Annotated in this window: 20 protein-coding genes; all 20 read right to left on the bottom strand. The window is 47.0% G+C overall.

All coding sequences use genetic code 11. The annotated features are described in order from the left end of the window. Entirely contained in the window at positions 1-435 is a 435-nt protein-coding gene (locus KNO66_RS02515) for a flagellar FliJ family protein (protein WP_214740102.1), read from the bottom strand. Further along, entirely contained in the window at positions 432-1,751 is a 1,320-nt protein-coding gene (gene fliI, locus KNO66_RS02510) for a flagellar protein export ATPase FliI (protein ID WP_214740100.1), read from the bottom strand. Before fliI ends, KNO66_RS02515 begins: the two co-directional genes overlap by 4 nt. Then, positions 1,738-2,445, bottom strand: a complete 708-nt coding sequence (locus tag KNO66_RS02505) for a FliH/SctL family protein (RefSeq protein ID WP_353048529.1) — start codon at positions 2,443-2,445, stop codon at positions 1,738-1,740. Before KNO66_RS02505 ends, fliI begins: the two co-directional genes overlap by 14 nt. 1 nt (position 2,446) lies before the next feature. Next, positions 2,447-3,454, bottom strand: coding sequence for a flagellar motor switch protein FliG (gene fliG, locus KNO66_RS02500; protein ID WP_026826250.1), 1,008 nt, complete (start codon positions 3,452-3,454; stop codon positions 2,447-2,449). A 5-nt stretch (positions 3,455-3,459) separates the two neighbouring features. Next, positions 3,460-5,031 carry a flagellar basal-body MS-ring/collar protein FliF gene (fliF, locus tag KNO66_RS02495; protein ID WP_214740097.1) on the bottom strand — a complete coding sequence of 524 codons (1,572 nt, stop codon included), beginning with the start codon at positions 5,029-5,031 and terminating at the stop codon, positions 3,460-3,462. 22 nt (positions 5,032-5,053) lie between these two features. Then, complete coding sequence (fliE, locus tag KNO66_RS02490) at positions 5,054-5,335, bottom strand: flagellar hook-basal body complex protein FliE (protein ID WP_214740095.1); 282 nt, start codon at positions 5,333-5,335, stop codon at positions 5,054-5,056. A gap of 13 nt (positions 5,336-5,348) precedes the next feature. Then, positions 5,349-5,777, bottom strand: a complete 429-nt coding sequence (gene flgC, locus KNO66_RS02485; RefSeq protein ID WP_214740093.1) for a flagellar basal body rod protein FlgC — start codon at positions 5,775-5,777, stop codon at positions 5,349-5,351. 3 nt (positions 5,778-5,780) lie between these two features. Then, on the bottom strand, positions 5,781-6,149 hold the full coding sequence (flgB, locus tag KNO66_RS02480) for a flagellar basal body rod protein FlgB (RefSeq protein ID WP_214740091.1): 369 nt from the start codon (positions 6,147-6,149) through the stop codon (positions 5,781-5,783). A gap of 272 nt (positions 6,150-6,421) precedes the next feature. Then, a complete protein-coding gene (gene codY / locus KNO66_RS02475; protein ID WP_214691812.1) occupies positions 6,422-7,201 on the bottom strand; it encodes a GTP-sensing pleiotropic transcriptional regulator CodY in 780 nt (259 codons plus the stop codon). Positions 7,202-7,237: 36 nt separating this feature from the next. Then, positions 7,238-8,608, bottom strand: coding sequence for an ATP-dependent protease ATPase subunit HslU (hslU, locus tag KNO66_RS02470; RefSeq protein ID WP_214740083.1), 1,371 nt, complete (start codon positions 8,606-8,608; stop codon positions 7,238-7,240). After that, a complete protein-coding gene (hslV, locus tag KNO66_RS02465) occupies positions 8,605-9,153 on the bottom strand; it encodes an ATP-dependent protease subunit HslV (protein ID WP_214740081.1) in 549 nt (182 codons plus the stop codon). Before hslV ends, hslU begins: the two co-directional genes overlap by 4 nt. Positions 9,154-9,164: 11 nt before the next feature. Then, positions 9,165-10,046 carry a tyrosine-type recombinase/integrase gene (locus tag KNO66_RS02460; RefSeq protein WP_214740079.1) on the bottom strand — a complete coding sequence of 294 codons (882 nt, stop codon included), beginning with the start codon at positions 10,044-10,046 and terminating at the stop codon, positions 9,165-9,167. Positions 10,047-10,230: 184 nt separating this feature from the next. Next, positions 10,231-11,541: an FADH(2)-oxidizing methylenetetrahydrofolate--tRNA-(uracil(54)-C(5))-methyltransferase TrmFO gene (trmFO, locus tag KNO66_RS02455; protein WP_214740077.1), complete on the bottom strand. Its 1,311-nt coding sequence runs from the start codon at positions 11,539-11,541 to the stop codon at positions 10,231-10,233. Then, positions 11,541-13,637 carry a type I DNA topoisomerase gene (topA, locus tag KNO66_RS02450; RefSeq protein WP_214740075.1) on the bottom strand — a complete coding sequence of 699 codons (2,097 nt, stop codon included), beginning with the start codon at positions 13,635-13,637 and terminating at the stop codon, positions 11,541-11,543. Before topA ends, trmFO begins: the two co-directional genes overlap by 1 nt. Positions 13,638-13,702: 65 nt before the next feature. Further along, entirely contained in the window at positions 13,703-14,497 is a 795-nt protein-coding gene (gene dprA, locus KNO66_RS02445; RefSeq protein WP_214740073.1) for a DNA-processing protein DprA, read from the bottom strand. A gap of 50 nt (positions 14,498-14,547) precedes the next feature. Then, a complete protein-coding gene (gene sucD, locus KNO66_RS02440) occupies positions 14,548-15,465 on the bottom strand; it encodes a succinate--CoA ligase subunit alpha (RefSeq protein WP_026826262.1) in 918 nt (305 codons plus the stop codon). Between the two features lie 12 nt (positions 15,466-15,477). Further along, positions 15,478-16,638 carry an ADP-forming succinate--CoA ligase subunit beta gene (gene sucC, locus KNO66_RS02435; protein WP_214740071.1) on the bottom strand — a complete coding sequence of 387 codons (1,161 nt, stop codon included), beginning with the start codon at positions 16,636-16,638 and terminating at the stop codon, positions 15,478-15,480. 120 nt (positions 16,639-16,758) lie between these two features. Further along, complete coding sequence (locus KNO66_RS02430) at positions 16,759-17,019, bottom strand: EscU/YscU/HrcU family type III secretion system export apparatus switch protein (protein ID WP_214740069.1); 261 nt, start codon at positions 17,017-17,019, stop codon at positions 16,759-16,761. Further along, a complete protein-coding gene (locus KNO66_RS02425; RefSeq protein WP_353048489.1) occupies positions 17,016-17,870 on the bottom strand; it encodes a hypothetical protein in 855 nt (284 codons plus the stop codon). Before KNO66_RS02425 ends, KNO66_RS02430 begins: the two co-directional genes overlap by 4 nt. A 5-nt stretch (positions 17,871-17,875) precedes the next feature. Next, the gene (locus KNO66_RS02420) at positions 17,876-18,628 is read right to left on the bottom strand and encodes a ribonuclease HII (RefSeq protein WP_214740066.1); all 753 of its coding nucleotides are present in this window, start codon (positions 18,626-18,628) and stop codon (positions 17,876-17,878) included. Between the last annotated feature and the right edge of the window lie 7 nt (positions 18,629-18,635).

Raw genomic sequence — 18,635 nt, 5'->3', positions numbered from 1 at the left:
CTACTTCCCTTTCCCATGATGAATCACTGCAAGTTCATCCATCATCTGTTGCTCCGTAAGTTTTGCTACTGTCGTCTCATGCAGACTGACTTTTTCGTGTAGCGTGACGTATTTCTTTTCTTTTACTACTTTGCCAAGCAATCGTTCCTGCGATGCATGATAGCGATTGCGTGCTTGCTGAACGACGAGCTGTTGTGTTTCGATTTGACGTTTCACTTGCTCTCGCGTCTTTTCTCGATACTGCGACATGAGAAGGTCGATGTTTCCGGACTGTTCGTCCTGATGTTTGATCAACGCCTCATACATGAGGAGCAGTTCATATAGTTTTTCCATTTCCGTTTCGAGTTTTGCCTTAAAACCTCTCACTTCAATGGCAGCATCCTCTTTCTCATGTTCTGCAATCGGCATGATTCGTTCTAATATAAGTCTGTTCATGATTCACCTCGCGCGATGTGTGACAAGTGGGTCATCGTCTGTTCGAATGCGGCGTCTTCTTCAATCGATTGCTTTAAAAACGTCAGCAAGTACGGATATTTCTCAACGGCGGTATCAATTGAAGGGTTGGTGCCCTTTTTATACGCTCCGATATTAATCAAATCTTCTGCATCGATATACGTCGCGAGCCAACTACGAAACGTTTGAGCCGCTTCCCTATGTGACGGCGATGCAATCTGGTTCATGACTCGACTGATCGATTTCAGCACATGGATGGCGGGAAACTGCCCGCGGTTTGCGAGCGCCCGGTCCATGACGAAGTGTCCGTCTAAAATCCCACGCACGGCATCGGCAATCGGTTCGTTCATATCATCTCCATCGACGAGTACCGTATAAAATGCAGTAATTGAACCTGTAGCTGCCGTTCCGCTTCGCTCTAATAGTTGAGGTAACATGGCGAATACGGATGGCGTGTATCCTTTTGATGTCGGCGGTTCGCCAGTCGCGAGGCCAATTTCACGCTGTGCCATCGCAAATCGTGTGACCGAATCCATCATCAGGATCACTTCTTTCCCTTGATCTCGGAAATATTCGGCAATCGCGGTTGCCGTATAGGCTCCCTTCAAGCGAACGAGTGGAGGTTGGTCGCTCGTCGCTACAATCACGACTGAACGAGCCATGCCTTCTGGTCCGAGCTCTTTTTCGATGAACTCTTTTACTTCGCGACCACGTTCTCCAATCAATGCGATGACGTTTATATCAGCCGAAGAACGTTTGGCAATCATTCCAAGTAAGGTCGACTTCCCGACCCCGGACCCGGCGAACAATCCGACCCGTTGACCTTTCCCTACAGTCAGTAGACCATCAATCATCCGGACGCCTGTCGAGAGCGCATCCAAAATCCTCGGTCGATTCAATGGGTTTGGTGGTTTGCGTTGTACATCGTAACGTTTTCCGGTCACAAGCCGTTCGCCAGACAACGGTCGCCCTAACCCATCGAGCACTTGACCGATCAGTTCTTCGCCTACAGGAACTTGAAGCATCTTGCCAGTTCCTTTCACGAGACATCCCGGCGCAATCTGTGTGGTTTCACCGTATGGCATCAGCAGTACGCGTTCTTCATTGAAGCCCACTACTTCTGCTTCAACCGTTTCATTCGAAGGTAGGACAATCAAACATCGCTCTCCGACGAACGCGCTCGGTCCATTGGATTCAATCATTAAGCCGACGACTCGGCAGACTCGACCGATTTTACGAGTAAATTCGCCATCTGAAGACTGATTGATCGATTCAATGACCTTCTCAATAAGCGCCATCCGCTAAAACCTCCTCGATTTTGGCTTGGATTCGTTCGTAGCTGTACGATAAATCGACTTCATTGCCACGATGTGGTGATTCAATTCGCACTGCTGTTTCATCTAAGGATCCATCTCCACGATATTTCAGAGGTAGGGTTTCATCCGTCTTCCACATTGATTCAAATCGTTGGATCGATGCAAGACGAGTTGGATGAACAAAGATTGTGAGTGCTCCGGCATCAATCATCTGAGTCATTTGCTCTCGAATCATTGTCGCAAATAATTCTTCGTCTTTTCGAACAAGCTCCGTCGTCACATGGGCGCTGACTGAGACTGCCAACTCAATGAGTTGTTGCTCCGCTCGTCTCCACTTCTCTTCAAACAAAAGTTCTAATTCGGTGGACACTGAGTTCAAACGGGTCAAGATGTCATCAAACTCGTTCAATCCGTCCTGTCTCCCTTGAAGAAGACCTTCTTGATATCCTTCAGCGTGAGCTGCTTCGAATGCTTCTTGTTTGAAACGCTCTAATTGTTCAAGTTCTGTCAACTGGAATTGCTGAAACGCTTCTTCTTCTTGTTTCAGCTTTTCGTATTGCGATTGAATGACAGCATGATGATCAATTCCTTCAGACGTTTCAAGAACAGGGGCTTCTAGCCGCATAGATTCAATTCGTTGGGGTACATTTGACGTTGCACGTTGACGTTTAATCACATTAGACAACGATGTCATCTCCTCCACCTCGACTGATTACAATCTCACCGACATCTTCTAGGCGACGAATGATTCCGACGATTCGACTCTGTGCTTCTTCGACGTCACGCAATCGCACAGGTCCCATGAATTCCATATCCTCTTTGAATGTTTCGACCATCCGTTGGGACATGTTTTTGAAGATGATTTGTTTGACTTCTTCTGATGACACTTTGAGTGCAAGCAATAAGTCGTCGTTCGCGACTTCGCGAATGATTCGTTGAATCGCACGAGAATCGAGTGTGACGATATCCTCGAAGACGAACATCCGTTTTTTGATTTCTTCTGCAAGTTCTGGATCTTCGATCTCGAGTGCATCGAGGATGGTGCGTTCCGTCGTCCGGTCGACACCGTTCAACACTTCGACCACCGCCTCGATTCCACCAGACTGCGCATAATCCTGCATATCTGTCTGCGACAGGTTCTTTTCAAGGATTTGTTCCACTTCGTGAATCACATCCGGATTGAGTCGATCCATCGTGGCAATCCGTTTCGCGACTTCCGATTGAATTTCAGGTGGAAGTTCCGATAGGATTTGCCCCGACTTGACCGGTTCCAAATGCGCTAAGATTAATGCAATCGTTTGAGGGTGTTCATTTTGGATAAAGTTCAATAATTGTTTCGGATCTGCTTTACGAGCAAACTCGAACGGTCTTACTTGAAGCGTAGAGGTGAGGCGATGAATCAATGCCATCGCCTTATCTTCTCCAACCGCTTTTTCAAGAACGGTCTTCGCAAAACCGATTCCACCTTGAGTGATATAACTTTGCGCCATAGCGAGTTCATGAAATTCACCGAGAATGCTATCTTTTTCTTCCGGGGACACTTTTTTCAACGCTGAAATTTGAAGCGTCAGTTGTTCCATCTCTTCTTCTGAAAGATGTTTATAGACGTTCGCTGCCACTTCCGGTCCCAGGGAAATCATGAGCATCGCTGCTTTTTCGCGATTCGATTGTTTTGCATAGTTCACGTTACTCACTCCTCAGACATCCAAGTACGAAGCAGTTTAGCAAACTCTTCTGGATTACTTTCAGCTAATTTTTCGAGCTGTTTCTTCTTCACTGCCCCTTCACCTCGTTCTTCGAGGTCTAGGTCAGGTACTTCATCTTCATACGGAACTTCCCATTCGTTCGTTTCTTCCACCACTTCCTGTTTGCGACGACGCATCGCGAAGAAGACAAGGGCGAGAAGAACAACCGCTCCGGCTGCTGCCGCATACATCCACCACGGTGTCGATTGCTCTGTTGCCGCAACCTCTTCCACTTCAGCGAACGGTCTTGATACAACGACGACTTTCTGTTCAAGTTCAGCATCCGTTATAGCTTCATCCGTTTTCGCTAGCGATGTTCGGATGATTGAGTACATCATCGTCTCCAAGTCACCTTCTAGCTGTGGATCGATTGTTGTCGCGCCATCTGGTGGTTCAACGATGAGTTGAACGCCAAGGTCACGAATCGTATACGGTGCGTTTTGAATTTGTTTGGTAATACGGTTGACTTCATAATTAATGATTTCATGATTCTTTTCACTTTCTTCCGTACTATCGCCGGTCGCTGCAGGGAAGTTGATTGTGTCATTCTCGCCAGTTCCCGTCGCTTCTGTCGCTGTTCCGGTTCCACCCGTATATGCTTCAGCGATTCGCTCGGCCGATGTCACGATCCCTTCCATATTCTCTTCATCAACTGGCGTGACAAGATTTTGCTCTTCCGCCGTCTGTGTCGTATCAATATCAGCCGTGACGGAGACGAGTACGTTCCGTTCACCAAGCAACACTGCGAGCATCTGCTGGATTTGTTGACGGACGTCTTTTTCGACTTGTTTCTTGAGCGCCAATGGATCTGATGAAGAACCTCCAGCAACAACGGTTTGATCAAGGTCATAATACGTAAAGTATTGGTCCATGATTGAAATGTTTTCCGGTTTCAAGTTCGGGACACTTTTACTAATCAAATGATAGAGACCTTTTACCGTATTCGGATCTAAATTTGTTCCCGCTCCTATGTTCAAGACGATAGATGCGGTCGGCTCACCTTGATCTTCTGCCAAGAAGACAGATTTCTCAGGAAGTGAGATGATGACTTTCGCTTGATTGATTCCTTCGATTTGTGTGATAAGACGCTCGAGCTCCGTCTGCATCGCACTTCGTTCGATAACAGCCATCTCACGGTCTGTTGTACCGAAACCAGCATTTTCACTGAAGAAACTGTAGTCAATCGACCCAGATTTAGGAATTCCAGCTGCGGCCAGACTCACTTTCAACTGATCGACCATTTCATTCGGGACATACACGCTTACTCCGTTCGAAGTCGCCTTAATTTCCGACTGCACTCCGTCCGCTGTTAGCTTCTCCGTCACTTCACCTGCTTCTTGAGCAGACAAGTTTGTGTAGAGAGGTGCCATATTCGGTCTTGAAAGCAAGAACGTGAGCACAATGGCCGCGATTAGTATGACCGCAATCGAGATGCCCCATACGAGTTTTCGCTTTGCAGGCATCGCCTTTATGGAGTCAGTCATGGTTTTGAATCGTTCTTTTAATTGTTCATTCATCGCAACTTGTCATCCTCTACAATTAAACTTGCATTCGCATCATTTCTTGATAGGCCTCAACAGCCTTGTTCCTCACCTCGATGGCAAGTTGCATCGCAATCGACGACTCTTCGCTTTGAATCATCACTTGATGAAGGTCAGCCTTCCCGATGGCCAAATCTTTACGGGCCTGACTTGTCGCTTGTTGTGTTTCATTCAGAGCGTTCATCGCTTCATTCAAATATGACCCGAATTGAGATGGGGTTGATTTGTTGATTGATGGCGTGACTTCTGGGCTCATCAATTGAATCGGGTTAATTTGCATCCTTCATCACTCCTTATCCTTTACCAATTTCCATCGCTTTGACGAGCATCGCCTTTGACGCGTTCATCGCTGCGATGTTTGCTTCGTAAGAGCGTGTCGCACCCATCAGGTCGACCATTTCTTTTAAGAGGTCGACGTTTGGCATCTGAACATAACCCCGCTCGTCCGCATCAGGATGACTCGGGTTATAGGCCAACTTATAAGGGGCATCATCTTCAATGATTTGTGATACTTGTACCCCGCCATTGATGGCGTTCATTTGCTTTCGGAAAGGTGCTTCCTGTAACACGGTCATCTTTCTCGTATACGGTTGCCACTCCCCATCCACGAGCTTCCCTCGTGTCGTCTGAGCGTTCGCAATGTTTGCGGATACGGTATCCATCCGTAAACGTTGAGAGGTTAATGCCGATGCTGAGATATGAAAACTATCAAACATACCCATCGATTAACGACCTCCTCGAATCACTGATTTTAATCCTCCGAGCCTGCGATTCAATTGTTCCATCATCGCTTCATACTGGAGTTGGTTTCGCGCCAGTTCACTCATCTCATAATCCAAGTCGACATTGTTGCCGTCACTTCTCATCGCCCCACCTGCACGATCAACGACTTTAGATTCTGTCGAATCGCTCGGACGTCCACCTTGAAGCTTCAGGCGCATCTCACTTTGGAGCGTTTGTTCAAACACTGCCTGTTTCGCTTTAAAGTTAGGCGTATCAATGTTCGAAAGATTATGACTAATGACTTTCTGATTGAGGACTGCATGATTGACGGCTTGCTTGAGTAATTGATAGTCACTACCAATCCAATTCATGGCGTTCACTCGCTTTCATATAATGACTACTGAATATACCTGATTTGGAAATTCTACTATTTCATTGAAACAAATCTGTAACAGTCTTGAAAGATATTTTTTAAAACATAGGTAAATGGGTTAACATCTTTTTGTCGAATTAACGTTAAAAACAGAAAATAATTACTTTTGTACTAAAAAAAACCGCCTCCCTGATTAGGAAAGCGGTTTTTTAGGGATAAAGTCCCTATTTAAAGTGTTTTCAATGGAAATCACACATCGAAAGTTGTATTTCAGTTTGATTTCAGTTTTTGTAATTCAAACAAGAAGTTGTCATTTAATATCTTGATATACGTTCCTTTCATTCCTAAAGAACGTGACTCAATAACGCCCGCACTTTCTAATTTACGAAGTGCGTTGACGATTACTGACCGAGTGATTCCCACTCTATCGGCAATTTTGGAAGCAACTAGAAGACCTTCGTTTCCTCCGAGTTCCTCGAAGATATGCTCAATCGCTTCAAGTTCAGAGTACGATAGCGAGTTGATTGCCATCTGGACGACAGCCTTCTTACGTGCTGACGTCTCTGCCTCTGCGGCCTTCTCACGAAGAATTTCCATACCAACGACAGTCGCGCTATATTCAGCAAGCACGAGGTCGTCTTCCGTGAATTCATTTGCCAAACGACCGAGGACGAGTGTTCCTAGACGCTCTCCTCCACCGATGATTGGAACGATCGTCGTCTTCGAATTAAGGAATAGGTCATGGTTCTCGACAGGGAATGCCGTATATTCACTATCGATGTCGATGTTCGCTGTCGTTTCTTTCACATTGAACAAGTTCGATGCATATGGCTCTGGGAACTGTCGGTCTACTAAGAATGCCTTCATTCGGTCATTCTCAATCTGTTGTTTAATCGCAAAGCCGAGAAGTCTCCCGCGACGACTCACGATAAACGTATTGGACTCCAGCACTTCGCGCATTTTGTCCGCCATTTCTTTAAAGTCAACATGCGCACTCGCCTCTTGTTGAAGCATCGTGTTCAATTGACGTGTTTTGTCTAGTAAATTCATAATGTCTTGTTCCTCCCTGTATGTGCATACAGATTCTTATAAAATGTATTGACTCAAGTCGCGATCATCTGCAATCGATCCGACTTTTTCCTGAACATAAGCTGGTGTGATTTCCACAGTGGTTTGTGGCATATCCGCCGCTTCAAACGACAAATCTTCTAATACCCGCTCCATAATCGTATAGAGACGACGGGCACCGATGTCATCGGTTTCCCGATTCACATGTGTCGCAATCTTCGCGATTTCTTCAATGGCCTCATGCGTAAAGCGTACCGTGATCTCTTCAGACTCCAAGAGTGCTGTATACTGCTTGATAAGTGCCTGAGACGGTTCCGTCAAAATCTTGACGAAGTCTTCTTCGGTCAAACTGTTCAATTCGACACGAATCGGGAAGCGCCCTTGTAACTCCGGAATCAAATCAGACGGCTTGGCCATATGAAACGCACCCGCTGCGATAAAGAGCACGTGATCCGTTTTAACGGGCCCGTACTTCGTCACGACCGTTGACCCTTCTACAATTGGTAAAATGTCGCGTTGCACCCCTTCACGGGAAACACCGGCGTGATCTTGGGACTTTGTCGCAATTTTGTCGATTTCATCGACGAAGATGATGCCCATCTGCTCACTCCGCTTCACCGCTTCATCATGGACTTCATTCAAGTCCAACAGATTTTCTGCTTCTTCCGCAATCAGAAGTGGTCTCGCTTCACGTACAGTTAGTTTACGCTGTTTGCGTTTCTTCGGGACGATTTGGCCGAGCATGTCTTGAAGATTTGATAGCCCTTCCATGCCTTGACCCTGGAATAAATCCATCGTTTGCTTCTCTTCCAACTCTACTTCAATGATTCGGTCTTCTAATTCGCCGAGTTCGAGCAAACGACGTAGCTGCGCTCGGTCATTTTTTGACGTATCTGTTGTAGATTCCTGTTGTTGCGTCTGTCCACCGAACAGCGCCTCAAACGGATTCGATGCACTCGGTGTCGCTTTCGCCTTCCCTTGGAGGGCGTCTAACAATCGCTCTGTCGCCGCGCGCTCGGCAGGTTCTTTCACATCTTCTTTTTTCTCTTCTTTGACGAGACGTACCGAGGCTTCAACGAGGTCGCGTACCATCGATTCAACATCACGACCGACATAACCGACTTCCGTGAACTTTGTGGCCTCCACTTTAACGAACGGTGCCCCGACAAGTTTGGCCAAACGACGAGCGATTTCTGTTTTCCCGACTCCCGTTGGACCAATCATTAAAATATTTTTAGGTGTCACTTCATCACGAAGATCCGCATCCAATTTTTGACGACGATATCGATTTCGTAATGCAATCGACACAGCCCGTTTGGCATCTTTTTGACCGATTACGAACCGATCTAATTCCGATACAATTTGTCTAGGTGTCAATTCTCGATTCATTCAGCAGCGCCTCCGATCGTTTCGACAATGACTTGATCATTTGTATACACACAAAGTTCTCCTGCAATCTCAAGAGCGGCTCGCGCGATTTCTTCAGCAGATTTTTCAGCTGAATGACGAACGAGCGCACGACCTGCTGCAAGGGCGTAGTTCCCGCCTGACCCGATTGCAAGGATGCCATCATCCGGTTCAATGACTTCTCCGTTCCCAGAAACGAGTAAAAGGTGTTCTGCATCCATGACAATTAACAAGGCTTCGAGTTGTCGCAACATTTTATCGCCACGCCACTCTTTGGCGAGCTCGACCGCTGCACGCGGTAAGTTACCGTTATACATTTCAAGTTTCGATTCGAACTTCTCAAACAATGTGAACGCATCGGCTACGCTTCCCGCAAAGCCGGCAACGACTTTTCCGCCATATAGACGTCTTACTTTTTTCGCTTTATTTTTCATGATGACGGCATTCCCGAATGTGACTTGGCCATCTCCACTCATCGCACTTTGACCATTGTGTTGAACTGCAAAAATCGTTGTTGCATGAAACATATCGTAACCTCCTACTTTCTTGGATGTGTCGCTTGGTAGATTGAACGGAGTCGTTCCGTTGATACGTGAGTGTACCGACCGGTCGTAGACAAGGACTCATGCCCGAGCAACTCTTGGACAGCACGTAAATCCGCCCCTCGCTCCAACAGGTCCGTCGCAAAGCTATGTCTCAATGAGTGCGGGGTAAGTGGCTTATGTACCCCACTGTCTTTTCTTAACCGTTTCATGACATATCGAATTTGGTCTGTTGTCATTCGATTCCCTTTTTGACTCAAAAATAATGCGTTTTCTGTTGGGAGACCGATGTCTTTACGAATGTCAATGTATTGTCGTAAGGCATTCACGGCATATTGTCCGATCGGTACGTACCGTTCTTTCTTTCCTTTTCCCATTACGTGAACAAAAGACAGGACCTCATCATACGAGGAGAGGTTCATTCCACATAGTTCTGCGACTCGAATGCCCGTCCCATATAACACTTCAATAATTGCGACATCTCTCGCCCTTAAGAAGGCGTCGTCTTGTCTCGATGCGACCTCTAACAGTTGCTCAACTTCTGACGGGACAGCAAAGGTCGGTAAAGACTGTCTTTTCTTCGGTGAGGTCAAATCATGAAACAGTGGTTCTCCCCCGTGTTCTCTTGCCATATACTTCCCGAATTGCTTGAAGCAAGATACTTTTTGGGACACGGTCGAGGTCGCCAACTGTTTCTCATAAAGGACATATAAATAACGCCGCGCCGTCTGTGCATCGTAGGGATCTTGATGCGTCGATTGGCAATATGCGGCGTACTGGTCGAGCGTTTGCTCGTAGGAGCGTTTCGTATGAGGAGACAGTCGACGTTCAATTTGGCAGTAGCGTAAAAATGATTGTCGATCCTCTAAGAATCCCATTTTATCGCCTCCTCGATGACACGTAAAAACGCATGTTCTCGTCAAATCGAAATTAGCATAGCATACAGAATGTATGGTGACAATAGATAGTCGTTCAATAATCTGAAAATTTTCAAAGTATGAAACAAATTACACAATTGAAATTTTACTTCAAAACAAAAGAGCCAAAAATTGGCTCTCCTGTTCAAAGATCTTTATATTGTTGAATCGTCTCTAGCGCACGGTTTGCGTAACGCTCATACCGTTCTTGCTTTTTCATCTTTTTCGGAGCATCCTCAAGCGATGGAACTAATCCGAAGTTCGCATTCATTGGCTGGAAGTGCTTCCCGTCTGCCGTTGTAATGTAATGCGCCATCGAACCGAGCATCGTCTCACGCGGTAAGACGACAAGTTCTTCACCTGCAATCATCTTCGCCGCATTGATTCCGGCCAATAAGCCAGATGCCGCAGACTCTACATACCCTTCGACACCTGTCATTTGACCCGCAAAAAAGAGTGTGTCGCGTGTACGTGCCTGATAGGTCGGTTTGAGTAAGCTCGGTGAGTTGATGAACGTGTTACGGTGCATGACACCGTAACGGACGATATCCGCATTCTCAAGTCCAGGAATGAGACGGATGATTCGCTTTTGTTCTCCCCACTTCAAATGTGTTTGGAATCCGACGAGGTTATAAAGCGTCCCTGCTGAGTTGTCCTGACGGAGTTGTACGACAGCGTATGGACGTTTTCCTGTCTTCGGATCTTCTAAACCGACCGGCTTCATCGGTCCGAATAGAAGCGTCTTCTTCCCACGTTCGGCCATGACTTCAAACGGCATGCACCCTTCGAAGTAAATCTCTTTTTCAAACTCTTTAAGCGGAACGACCTCTGCTTTGATCAACTCTTCATAAAAGACGTCGAATTCCTCCTCTGTCATCGGACAGTTCAAGTAAGCGGCTTCACCTTTGTCGTAACGCGATTTTAAATACACTTTGTCACGATCAATCGTATCGCCATCTAAGATCGGTGCCGCAGCGTCATAGAAGTAGAGATAATCTTCTCCAGTGAACGCTTTGAGTGAGGCTGATAGGTCAGGAGATGTCAGTGGTCCAGTCGCCACGATGACGATCCCTTCAGGAATTTCTTTTAATTCTTCAGTATGGACCGTAACGTTCTCATGGTTTTTTAGTTTCTCAGTGATGAAACCTGCAAACTCATGACGGTCAACTGCAAGAGCGCCACCAGCAGGGACACTTGCCGTATCCGCCGCTTTCAAGATGAGTGAGTCAAGCGTACGCATTTCTTCTTTCAAGACACCTACAGCATTTTGAAGACCGTTCGCACGGAGCGAGTTTGAACAAACAAGCTCGGCGAATTGGTCCGTGTGGTGCGCAGGTGTTTGACGGACTGGTCTCATTTCATACAAATCGACTTGAATGCCGCGCTTAGCGAGTTGCCAAGCCGCTTCGGAGCCGGCCAATCCGGCCCCGATTACAGTTACACGTTGTTGCAACATTAATCCTCCTCTTGCTGATGTACCTCGGTATGGGTACAGTTCGTACATTGATATTTCACGCCGTCTTTAATTTTCTTCTCGACCATTAAACTGTCGCACACTGGACACGGTTTCGCAACCGGCTTGTCCCATGACACGAACTCACATTCAGGATAGTTTGAGCATCCATAGAAGAGACGACCTTTTTTACTACGGCGTTCAACGATTTGTCCGTCTTTACAGTTCGGACACGGGACACCGATCTCCACTTGGACCGGTTTCGTATTCGTACAGTTCGGGAAGTTCGAACATGCCATGAACTTGCCGTATCGTCCCATTTTGATGACCATCGGTGAACCACAAACTTCACAGTCGATTCCGGCAGGTTCATCTTTCACTTCGATTTTCTCGATTTCTTCTTCGGCTCGCTTCAAGCGTTTCTCGAAAGAACGATAAATCGGGGCAACGACTTCTGTCCACTCCACTTCTTTATGCTCAATCGAGTCAAGTAGAGTCTCCATGTCGGCTGTAAACTGGACTGTGATAAAGTCGTTGAAATATTCATCAATCATCTCAATGACAAGTTCCCCGAGTTCAGTCGGTAAGAACTTCTTCTCCTCCAAGACGACGTAACCACGACGCTGAATCGTGTCGAGGGTCGGTGCGTACGTCGATGGACGACCAATCCCGAGTTCTTCCATTGCTCGAACGAGTCGCGCTTCCGTATAACGTGGTGGCGGTTGAGTGAAATGTTGTTTCGGTTCGATTGCTTCAAAGCTCACTGTGTCATCTACTTCTAGAGGTGGCAAGAGCCCCTCCTTCTCTTGATTCGTATCTTCGATGTCATCATCTTTCGACTCGATATATACTTTCATGAAACCAGGGAATTTGACTGTCGAACCGTTCGCACGGAAAATCATCCCGTTCGATTCAACATCGATTTTGACGGTGTCGAGCACGGCTGGCGCCATTTGGCTCGCAATCAACCGCTCCCAAATCAATTTATAAAGTCGCAACTGGTCGCGAGACAGGTAAGGTTTTAAAGAAGCCGGGTCACGGAGTGCAGATGTCGGACGAATCGCTTCGTGCGCATCTTGTGCATTGGCCGCTTTCTTTTCCTTTTGTTTTTGCAAAGCGACATACTCTTCACCGAACGTTGATTCGATGTAGTCTTTCGCCTCTGCCTTCGCCAAATCTGAAATCCGTGTCGAGTCCGTACGCATATACGTGATCAGACCGACCGTTCCTTCTTTCTTACCAAGGTCGATTCCTTCATATAATTGTTGGGCGAGCATCATCGTCTTCTTCGCACGGAAATTTAATTTACGTGCCGCATCCTGTTGTAACGAACTAGTTGTGAACGGTAACGAAGCGTTCCGCTTTCGTTCTTTCTTCGTCACATCAATGACTTTAAACGTATCATCGATGGTATCGAGGACGGATTGCGCGTCTTCTTCAGACTTCAATTCCATCTTCTTCCCATCTTTTCCGTAAAATGAGGTCTCGAATGATTCCCCATCATGATTCAAATCAAGCTTGATTGTCCAATACTCTTCCGGGTCGAACGCATTGATTTCACGTTCACGGTCGATGATCATTTTCACAGCAACCGATTGAACTCGCCCTGCGGACAATCCTTTTTTGACTTTCTTCCATAATAAAGGGCTCATCCCGTACCCGACGAGACGGTCTAGGATTCGACGAGCCTGTTGTGCATCGACGAGGTCGTGATTGATTTTACGCGGGTGTTTAAACGATTCTTTAATCGCATCTTTCGTGATTTCGTTAAAGACGACGCGACATTCTGTCGTTTCGTCGACACCGAGTGCGCGTGCCAAATGCCAGGCAATCGCTTCCCCTTCTCTGTCGGGGTCGGCCGCGAGAAAGATTTTTGTGGCTTTTTTCGCCGCTGTTTTCAATTCTTTTAATACCGGTCCCTTACCACGGATGGTAATATACTTTGGTTCAAAGTCATGTTCGACGTCGACACCAAGTTGACTTTTCGGCAAGTCAATCACGTGTCCCATCGATGCTTTAACCATATAATTTGGACCTAAATAACGTTTTATTGTTTTTGCTTTCGCAGGTGACTCGACGATCACCAAATATTTTGCCATACATCTGCTCCCCTTTTAGAGGTCATTTAAATCCCTACCATAATATTCATGTTCTCACCGGTTTGTCAACGTACAATCTTGAGATCTCGAATAATTTGATCGGAATTCGTCAGTGGAATCGCACCTTCTTCAATCAATCGGTTCGGTCCTTCAGCAAGTGGATCGAGTGGCGAACCTGGTACGGCAAACACTGTCTTTCCTTGCTCTAGAGCGTGTCCGACCGTATTCATCGTTCCGCTTTTTCGCCTCGCCTGGATGACGACGAGCGTATCACCAAGACCACTCACTAATCGATTCCTTTCCAAAAATTGAAATTTTTGAATGGGTGTGTTTGGCGCATACTCACTCAAAAGAATTCCTTGCTCAGGAATCCGTAAAAGCATCTGTTGATTCGCTTTCGGATAAAGGTTGTTCAGTCCTGCACCAAGTACGGCCACTGTCGGACGTTTTTTGCTTAGTGCACAATCATGAACGAGCCCATCAATCCCAAGGGCCCCACCTGAAACAGATACAGTTTCTTCTATTAAAGAGTGATAGTGACTCACCAACAATTGACTAATTCGATTCAACTCACGACTTCCGACCATCGCAGTCGTTCTTTCTTGTAGTACCTCTAAATCTCCCTCGTAAAACAAGCAGTACGGTGGATTCGGAATTTCTAACAGTCGTTTCGGGAATAACTCATCCTCCCATGTGACGAACTGTCTGTACGTTTCTGATGCATAAAGAGCCGTTTCAGCCCGTTTCCAAACGTGTGGAGTAAATTGTGTGCGATGCGTTTCAAGTGTCCCGTTTAAATAATGATGCACAAATTCAACTGGAATTCTTTCAGCGGCAAACCGAGCTATTGTTTGATTCATCACAAACTCTCCTTTAAAAAAATGAGGGATGCAAGCATCCCTCAAGATTCTTATGTCGTCGGTTGACCCGTGACACACGCTTCGTATAACCCTTCATTTTTCAAGACACGAATCAATGTTTCTCCGATGACCGCTGGTGTTTCAGCGACTTCGATTCCATTCGCGTTCAATGTCTTGATTTTCTCAGCAGCCGTACCTTTACCACCTGAGATGATGGCGCCAGCATGTCCCATACGTTTGCCTTCAGGAGCCGTCTGACCACCGATGAAGCCGATGACCGGTTTCGTCATGTTCGCTTTCACCCATTCAGCTGCTTCTTCTTCAGCCGTTCCACCGATTTCACCGATCATGATGACCGCTTTCGTGTCCTCATCCTCGTTGAATGCTTTAAGCGTATCGATGAAGTTCGTTCCGTTGACCGGGTCTCCCCCGATTCCTACAGCTGTCGACTGACCGATTCCCGCAGTCGTTAACTGATGAACTGCCTCATACGTGAGCGTCCCTGAACGTGATACGATTCCGACATGCCCTTTCGTATGAATGTAACCTGGCATGATTCCAAGTTTTGCTTCTCCTGGCGTAATGATACCAGGGCAGTTTGGTCCGATCAAACGAGCCGGTTTGTCTTCGAGATACCGTTTGACTTGAATCATGTCCACAACCGGAATTCCTTCTGTGATACAGATGATGAGTTCGATTCCGCTATCCGCCGCTTCCATGATTGAGTCCGCTGCGAATGCTGGTGGTACGTAAATGATCGATGCGTTGGCACCTGTCGCTTCAACCGCTTCAGAAACAGTGTTGAAAACTGGCACGTTGTCGAGGACTGTCGTTCCACCTTTACCAGGTGTGACACCTCCGACTAATTTCGTGTTATATGCGAGCATTTGTTCACCGTGGAACAAACCTTGCTTCCCTGTAATCCCTTGAATGATGACTTTCGTATCTTTATTCGCCCAAATACTCATGTCGTTTCCCCCTTATCGAACAAGTGCTGCGATTTTTTCTGCACCGTCAGCCATCGAGCTAGCAGTTGTAATCGCAAGTCCAGATTCATCGAGAATGCGCTTCCCAGCATCAACGTTCGTTCCTTCTAAGCGAACGACGAGTGGCAAGTCGAGTCCGATTTCTTTCGTCGCTGCGACAATCCCCTCTGCGATGATGTCACACTTCATGATTCCACCGAAGATGTTAACGAAGATTCCTTTGACCTGGTCGTCTGACAAGATCAATTTGAATGCTTCTGTTACTTTTTCTTTTGTCGCACCGCCACCTACGTCGAGGAAGTTAGCGGGTTCTGCGCCATAATGTTTAATGATATCCATCGTTGCCATCGCAAGACCAGCACCGTTGACGAGACAACCGATGTTTCCGTCAAGCGCGATGTAGCTAAGGTCATGTTTCGACGCTTCCACTTCACGTGGGTCCTCTTCCGTCGTGTCACGAAGCGCAAGGATATCAGAGTGACGATAAAGCGCATTGCTATCAAAGTTTAACTTCGCATCAAGTGCAATCACGTTTCCGTCCTTCGTCGTAACGAGCGGGTTGATTTCCGCAATTGTGCAGTCTGTTTCAACGTACACTTTGTACAACTTCATGACCATGTCACTGAACTTGTTGACGAGTTTCGTCGGAACTTCCATCTTGAATGCGAGACGACGAGCCTGGAATGGACGTAAGCCCACAACCGGGTCGACGATTTCTTTATGAATTTTCTCTGGTGAATGTTCAGCGACTTCCTCGATGTCCATACCACCCTCAGATGAACCCATGATGACAATTCGGCCGATCGAACGGTCAAGCACAAGTCCTAAGTAAAATTCTTGGTCAATCGCAGAACCTTCTTCGATATAGAGACGCTGGACAACTTTTCCTTCCGGACCTGTTTGGTGTGTCACGAGCGTTTTCCCGAGAATTTCAGAAGCGTATTGCTTCACTTCTTCGTCTGTCTTCGCAAGTTTAACGCCACCGGCTTTACCGCGGCCACCTGCGTGGATTTGAGCTTTAACAACTTTCACTTCACCGTCAAGCTTCGCAGCAGCTGCCACAGCTTCTTCAACAGTAAAGGCCGGATAACCCGTCGGAACGGCTACCCCAAACTCTCTTAACAATTCTTTCGCCTGATACTCATGGATATTCATATGTTTTCCCCCTTAGTCCCCTTTAATATCGGCACGTCTATTGTAACGAAAAACTGAAAGCGCTGTCTATCGTTCTTGCTTTAAGTTTTCATCTTTTTTTCACATATATCCCTAGACAAATCAAATTTTACCCTGTTCCATCTGATAAAGAAACACAAAAAGTTCAGCAATCACTTGATATACGTCCTCTGGAATCTGCTCTTCAATGTTCAACGCCGACAGTAATGAGAGGAGCGCTGGGTCTTCATGAACCGGCACTCCATTCGCGAGCGCCACTTCAAGCATACGCTCAGCGACAATCCCAGACCCTTTCGCCACGACATGTGGCGCATCCATCGACTGCTCATACGAGAGGGCGATCGCTTTCTTTTGATCTTTCATATTTGAAGATCCACCTTTCCTAGCGGCGCAAATGTCTCAGGAATGTGCTCACGTTTGACTTCATATGAGAAAGAAGATAATTCGAACGCCACCTGTTTCAACCCCTCTTTCAACATCGGTTCATATGTACGGACATATGGACTCAAGTCGTGCTGTTCATTAAACACCCTTACAGACACATATCGTTTTTGAATCAACACGTCGATTCCAGTCTCCCCAAATCGTGGGGTTTCGAGAAATAGCACGAGTCGTGCGTGATCGGAGTCCATCATTTCTCGCTTTGGCGCTTCTAATCGAAGTTGAACTTGTTCAAACGGACCTAATTGCGGTATGTGAAATGATTGAACCGCAAAAGGTGGACTCTGCGCCGCATTGAACGCTTCTTGCGCGCGCACAAACTGTTCAAACTTCGGTTCTCCTTTTGCCTTGAACAACTCTCCGACGAGCGTCTTCATGTCTTGCCCTGCTCCGCTCTCTAACATCGTCTTTCCTGCCGTTTTCACGGATTCCGGTGTAGGGATCGGATCACGCATAAATCGCGTGAGTTGCTCTCCGAGTGCTTGTAGTGGCGATTTTGCCGTCATGAGTGATTCCGTCGCTTGTGTGACCACTTTTAGCACGAGTTTCGGCTCGACGTCTGTGACGACTAACTTGTACGTGACGTTCTCTTTCACGTTCGCGTTGACACCGACCCGGAAGATTCCCTGTGGCAATTGCATGACCGCTTCGTTACCCGGTAAGAGCTGCAACACTTTGCCGACGACCGTGTTCCCTAATAATAACGGGCGTGATGTTTGTTCTGTCACTTTGAATGGCATGACGCCCTGATGATCGATACGCAACGCAATCACTCCTTTCACATATGCTTGATGGGGGCAAATGAACGTCGATGGATCGGGGTTACCCCGAGGCGTCTCAACCCATCCAAATGAGCCTCTGTCCCATATCCTGCATTTTTCGCAAATCCGTATCCAGGATACGTCAGGTCATACGCCTCCATCATCCGGTCACGGACGACTTTCGCGACGACACTCGCAGCGGCAATCGACACACTGAGCGTGTCCCCTTTAATTAGCGACTGCTGAGGGGTGTCGAGCTCGAGGTTCATGGCGTCAATCAATAAAGCGTCCACTTCCCCAACTTGACGGATGGCCTCCATCATCGCAAGCTTCGTCGACTCATATATATTGATGTCATCAATCGTTGCCGGTTCGACGATGCCGACACCGACCACGGCGACTTCGATAATCTGATCGTATGCCTCGTCCCTCGCTGACTTTGTCATCTTTTTTGAATCATTCAATCCCGCGATATAAAAATCTTCCGGTAACAGGACCGCCGCCGCAACGACGGGACCAGCGAGCGGACCTCGTCCGACCTCGTCCACGCCGACGACCCGAGTATACCCTTTATGCTTCCACTCACGCTCATAGATCATCCGTCGTTCGAAATCCTCACGTAACGCTTGTTCCCGTTCGAATTGACGCTCTTTTTGTCGAATCAATGTCTGAACGCCCGCACGTGGGTCTTGTGACAACGTCGACTTCAATTGGTTCCACTCTTCATATCGGATTTGTTGAAGTTGTTGTTTAATCTGTTGAATCGTCACGATTTTC

This window comes from Exiguobacterium sp. s48, from assembly GCF_018617395.1.
Lineage (GTDB): Bacteria > Bacillota > Bacilli > Exiguobacteriales > Exiguobacteriaceae > Exiguobacterium.
This window is presented reverse-complemented; position numbering and strand designations above follow the sequence as displayed.

Coding starts and splice junctions, on each gene's coding strand:
- KNO66_RS02515 (WP_214740102.1), bottom strand. CDS start 435: ATGAACAGACTTATATTAGAACGAATCATGCCGATTGCAGAACATGAG.
- fliI (WP_214740100.1), bottom strand. CDS start 1,751: ATGGCGCTTATTGAGAAGGTCATTGAATCGATCAATCAGTCTTCAGAT.
- fliF (WP_214740097.1), bottom strand. CDS start 5,031: ATGAATGAACAATTAAAAGAACGATTCAAAACCATGACTGACTCCATA.
- fliE (WP_214740095.1), bottom strand. CDS start 5,335: ATGCAAATTAACCCGATTCAATTGATGAGCCCAGAAGTCACGCCATCA.
- flgC (WP_214740093.1), bottom strand. CDS start 5,777: ATGGGTATGTTTGATAGTTTTCATATCTCAGCATCGGCATTAACCTCT.
- flgB (WP_214740091.1), bottom strand. CDS start 6,149: ATGAATTGGATTGGTAGTGACTATCAATTACTCAAGCAAGCCGTCAAT.
- codY (WP_214691812.1), bottom strand. CDS start 7,201: ATGAATTTACTAGACAAAACACGTCAATTGAACACGATGCTTCAACAA.
- hslU (WP_214740083.1), bottom strand. CDS start 8,608: ATGAATCGAGAATTGACACCTAGACAAATTGTATCGGAATTAGATCGG.
- hslV (WP_214740081.1), bottom strand. CDS start 9,153: ATGTTTCATGCAACAACGATTTTTGCAGTTCAACACAATGGTCAAAGT.
- KNO66_RS02460 (WP_214740079.1), bottom strand. CDS start 10,046: ATGGGATTCTTAGAGGATCGACAATCATTTTTACGCTACTGCCAAATT.
- trmFO (WP_214740077.1), bottom strand. CDS start 11,541: ATGTTGCAACAACGTGTAACTGTAATCGGGGCCGGATTGGCCGGCTCC.
- topA (WP_214740075.1), bottom strand. CDS start 13,637: ATGGCAAAATATTTGGTGATCGTCGAGTCACCTGCGAAAGCAAAAACA.
- dprA (WP_214740073.1), bottom strand. CDS start 14,497: ATGAATCAAACAATAGCTCGGTTTGCCGCTGAAAGAATTCCAGTTGAA.
- sucD (WP_026826262.1), bottom strand. CDS start 15,465: ATGAGTATTTGGGCGAATAAAGATACGAAAGTCATCATTCAAGGGATT.
- sucC (WP_214740071.1), bottom strand. CDS start 16,638: ATGAATATCCATGAGTATCAGGCGAAAGAATTGTTAAGAGAGTTTGGG.
- KNO66_RS02430 (WP_214740069.1), bottom strand. CDS start 17,019: ATGAAAGATCAAAAGAAAGCGATCGCCCTCTCGTATGAGCAGTCGATG.